Source organism: Rhizobium sp. 18065, from assembly GCF_902706095.1.
Lineage (GTDB): Bacteria > Pseudomonadota > Alphaproteobacteria > Rhizobiales > Rhizobiaceae > Allorhizobium.
Genome location: NZ_CACSJP010000026.1, coordinates 1 through 855, shown reverse-complemented (window position 1 = coordinate 855; position 855 = coordinate 1). Strand labels below are relative to the sequence as shown.

Annotated in this window: 1 protein-coding gene; it reads right to left on the bottom strand. The window is 54.7% G+C overall.

Going from position 1 to position 855, the window contains the following annotated elements:
- Positions 1-13: 13 nt before the first annotated feature.
- Positions 14-777 (bottom strand): IS5 family transposase gene (locus tag GVK95_RS24975; RefSeq protein ID WP_159953385.1). Its coding sequence is split into 2 segments (ribosomal slippage): positions 14-462 and positions 462-777, totalling 765 coding nucleotides; the frame shifts between segments, so codons are not numbered across the junction.
- Positions 778-855: the final 78 nt, after the last annotated feature.

Here is an 855-nt window from a genome sequence, read left to right as displayed (position 1 = left end):
CTAGGCCGTAGACTCATAACGATCTGATCCAAATTCTCGCTGCTGCCAATTTGACGGCGGCGAGAAAGTTCATCGGGTCTTTGTCGTAACGGGTGGCGATGCCTCTGAACTGTTTGAGTTTGCTGAAAAAACGCTCAACGAGATTGCGCTGTCGGTAAACCCATTGGCTAAAAGGGAAGCTTCCCCTCCGATTGCTCTTGGCAGGAATATTGGCCCATGCCTGCCTTTGCTTTGCAAATGCTCTTATAGCGTTGGTATCATAGGCCTTGTCCGCCAGCAGGATCGCACCCTTGGAGATTGACTGTAACAATGGTTCTGCCATGCGGCCATCATGGGCTTGGCCGGCTGTGAGTGCGAGACGGATCGGTCGACCATCGGCATCGACAACGGCGTGGATTTTGGTGGTCAAGCCGCCACGGGAACGTCCCATGCAGCCATCGTCTTGATCCCCCTTTTTCCCGTCGCGGCATGTTGATGAACACGGACACAGGAACTGTCGATCATGACGATATCGCCATCGAAAGCCTTGGAAATCTCGCCCAAGACATGATCCCAGACGCCCGCCTTGCGCCATCGCACGAACCGGTTGTAGCAGGTAGTATACGGGCCATATCGATCCGGAACGTCTGCCCAAGGCGAACCCGTCCGGAAGCGCCACAAGATGCCGTTTATCACCCGCCAGTCGTCAACGCGGGGCACGCCGCGCGGCTTATTCGGCAACAAGGGTTGAATAACACTCCACTCGAAATCGGTGAGGTCAAACCGGCGACGGGTCATGAGAAGCCTCCAAATCAAGGCTTCAGTGAATCAAAATCAAACTGATTTGCAAACCCGGTTTATGAGTGCGCGGCCTAG